The 3588-nt window shown below is 54.2% G+C and carries 1 protein-coding gene and 2 rRNA genes; all 3 read right to left on the bottom strand.

Features of this window, described 5'->3' with window-relative positions:
• Positions 1–61: 61 nt before the first annotated feature.
• Positions 62–178 (bottom strand): 5S ribosomal RNA (gene rrf, locus IFU19_RS16415).
• 101 nt (positions 179–279) lie between these two features.
• A 23S ribosomal RNA gene (locus tag IFU19_RS16410) occupies positions 280–3391 on the bottom strand.
• A partial coding sequence (locus IFU19_RS16500) for a hypothetical protein (RefSeq protein WP_213016650.1) occupies positions 3378–3588 on the bottom strand: 211 nt, incomplete at its 5' end. The genes IFU19_RS16500 and IFU19_RS16410, both read right to left, overlap by 14 nt.

Raw genomic sequence — 3588 nt, 5'->3', positions numbered from 1 at the left:
AAATGTGCCCGTAAATGCGAAATGGCCACCCAACATTGGGTGGCCATTCCGACTAAAAGAAGTCCGGCGGTGTCCTACTCTCCCACAGGGTCCCCCCTGCAGTACCATCGGCGCTGAGAGGCTTAGCTTCCGGGTTCGGAATGTAACCGGGCGTTTCCCTCTCGCTATGGCCGCCGAAACACTATTGATGTTTCAAAAACCAACAACGACATGATCATTGTTGAGTTCCCGACCGTACATCGAGAACCACTCAGTGGACGCAAGCACCAAAAACGGTGTGTTATCAAGTCATCGGCTTATTAGTACCGGTCAGCTTCACGTATTGCTACGCTTCCACATCCGGCCTATCAACCCAGTAGTCTGGCTGGGAGCCTCTCGCCCCGAAGGGCATGGAAGTCTCATCTTGAGGCCGGCTTCCCGCTTAGATGCTTTCAGCGGTTATCCATCCCGAACGTAGCTAATCAGCGGTGCTCCTGGCGGAACAACTGACACACCAGAGGTTCGTCCAACCCGGTCCTCTCGTACTAGGGTCAGATCCTCTCAAACTTCCTACGCGCGCAGCGGATAGGGACCGAACTGTCTCACGACGTTCTAAACCCAGCTCGCGTACCGCTTTAATGGGCGAACAGCCCAACCCTTGGGACCTACTCCAGCCCCAGGATGCGACGAGCCGACATCGAGGTGCCAAACCATGCCGTCGATATGGACTCTTGGGCAAGATCAGCCTGTTATCCCCGAGGTACCTTTTATCCGTTGAGCGACAGCGCTTCCACAAGCCACTGCCGGATCACTAGTCCCGACTTTCGTCCCTGCTCGACCTGTCAGTCTCACAGTCAAGCTCCCTTGTGCACTTACACTCGCCACCTGATTGCCAACCAGGTTGAGGGAACCTTTGGGCGCCTCCGTTACATTTTGGGAGGCAACCGCCCCAGTTAAACTACCCACCAGGCACTGTCCCTGAACCGGATCACGGTCCTAAGTTAGATATCCAGAGTGACCAGAGTGGTATTTCAACAATGACTCCACACTCACTGGCGTGAATGCTTCACAGTCTCCCACCTATCCTACACAAGCCACACCGAACACCAATACCAAGCTGTAGTAAAGGTCACGGGGTCTTTCCGTCCTGCTGCGCGTAACGAGCATCTTTACTCGTAATGCAATTTCGCCGAGTTCGCGGTTGAGACAGTTGGGAAGTCGTTACGCCATTCGTGCAGGTCGGAACTTACCCGACAAGGAATTTCGCTACCTTAGGATGGTTATAGTTACCACCGCCGTTTACTGGGGCTTAAATTCTCAGCTTCGCCTTACGGCTAACCGGTCCTCTTAACCTTCCAGCACCGGGCAGGCGTCAGTCCGTATACATCGTCTTGCGACTTGGCACGGACCTGTGTTTTTAGTAAACAGTCGCTACCCACTAGTCTCTGCGGCCACCACACCCTTTCGGAGCAAGTCCTAATAAGTGGATGGCCCCCCTTCTCCCGAAGTTACGGGGGCATTTTGCCGAGTTCCTTAACCACGATTCTCTCGATCTCCTTGGTATTCTCTACCTGACCACCTGAGTCGGTTTGGGGTACGGGCGGCTTGAACCTCGCGTCGATGCTTTTCTTGGCAGCATAGGATCACCCACTTTTTATCCGCATCGTGTCTCAGCCTCAATGAGTGACGGATTTGCCTATCACTCGGCCTACGCACTTGCACCAGGACTACCATCGCCTGGCTTGGGCTACCTTCCTGCGTCACACCTGTTAATACGCTAGCCGCACCAGCATGGGGTCGAGCGTTCACACAGACGTCCATCACCCCGAAGGGATCCAAACAATTCTGAGCTAGGACTCTTAGCACCACTGGATTAACTTGGGCGGTTCTTCGCCGGTACGGGAATATCAACCCGTTGTCCATCGACTACGCCTGTCGGCCTCGCCTTAGGTCCCGACTTACCCAGGGAAGATTAGCTTGACCCTGGAACCCTTGGTCTTTCGGAGGACGTGTTTCTCACACGTCTTTCGCTACTCATGCCTGCATTCTCACTCGTGTGGCGTCCACGGCTGGGTCACCCCGCCGCTTCACTCGCCACACGACGCTCTCCTACCCATCAACACGGCTGGACCACGAAGGCCTACCAAAAATGCTAATGCCACAACTTCGGTGGCGTGCTTGAGCCCCGTTACATTGTCGGCGCGGAATCACTTGACCAGTGAGCTATTACGCACTCTTTCAAGGGTGGCTGCTTCTAAGCCAACCTCCTGGTTGTCAAAGCAACTCCACATCCTTTCCCACTTAGCACGCGCTTAGGGACCTTAGTTGGTGGTCTGGGTTGTTTCCCTCTCGACTATGAAGCTTATCCCCCACAGTCTCACTGCTGCGCTCTCACTTACCGGCATTCGGAGTTTGGCTGACGTCAGTAACCTTGTAGGGCCCATCGGCCATCCAGTAGCTCTACCTCCGGCAAGAAACACGCAACGCTGCACCTAAATGCATTTCGGAGAGAACCAGCTATCACGAAGTTTGATTGGCCTTTCACCCCTATCCACAGCTCATCCCCTCAGTTTTCAACCTAAGTGGGTTCGGTCCTCCACGACGTCTTACCGTCGCTTCAACCTGGCCATGGATAGATCACTTCGCTTCGGGTCTAGAACACGCGACTCAAACGCCCTATTCAGACTCGCTTTCGCTACGGCTACCCCACACGGGTTAACCTCGCCACGTATCACTAACTCGCAGGCTCATTCTTCAAAAGGCACGCTGTCACCCCTACTAAGGAGGCTCCAACGGTTTGTAAGCAAACGGTTTCAGGTACTATTTCACTCCCCTCCCGGGGTACTTTTCACCTTTCCCTCACGGTACTTGTCCGCTATCGGTCATCTGGGAGTATTTAGGCTTATCAGGTGGTCCTGACAGATTCACACGGGATTTCTCGGGCCCCGTGCTACTTGGGATACTTCTCACGCCAAGAACAGGCATTTCGACTACGGGGTTCGCACCCTCTATGACCGGCCATTCAAAACCGTTCGTCTATACCTACTTGTAACGTCGACTGCTCGGCAGAACAATCAGAAAAGTCCCGCAACCCCCAACGTGCAACACCTGCCGGCTATCACACACGCTAGGTTTAGCCTCTTCCGGTTTCGCTCGCCACTACTTACGGAATCGCTTTTGCTTTCTCTTCCTGTGGGTACTGAGATGTTTCACTTCCCCACGTTCCCTCTACCCGCCCTATATATTCAGGCGGGAGTCACCAGGTCGGCACGCCGCCCAGCGGGGTTTCCCCATTCGGACACCCTCGGATCAAAACTCGCTTATCAGTTCCCCGAGGCTTATCGCAGATTGCTACGTCCTTCTTCGGCTCCAGATGCCAAGGCATTCACCGTTTGCTCTTAAAGACTTGAAATCACATGAGTTGAATCGTCAAAAAATTGACTAATGATCTTTAAGATCATCTTCACCACACAACCCCGAAGAGTTGCATGGAAGATGCTCGCGTCCACTGTGTAGTTCTCAAAGTACGGGCGGTACCCCACCCCAACCACCGGAACACCGGCGCCGAGACGAGGCCCACAAGGAAACAGCCACCAACCACCCCAGCCC

It is taken from the genome of Microbacterium sp. CFBP 8794 (assembly GCF_014841235.1).
Lineage (GTDB): Bacteria > Actinomycetota > Actinomycetes > Actinomycetales > Microbacteriaceae > Microbacterium.
The sequence above is the reverse complement of the archived record's forward strand: the minus strand, read 5'-3'. Positions and strand labels throughout refer to the sequence as shown.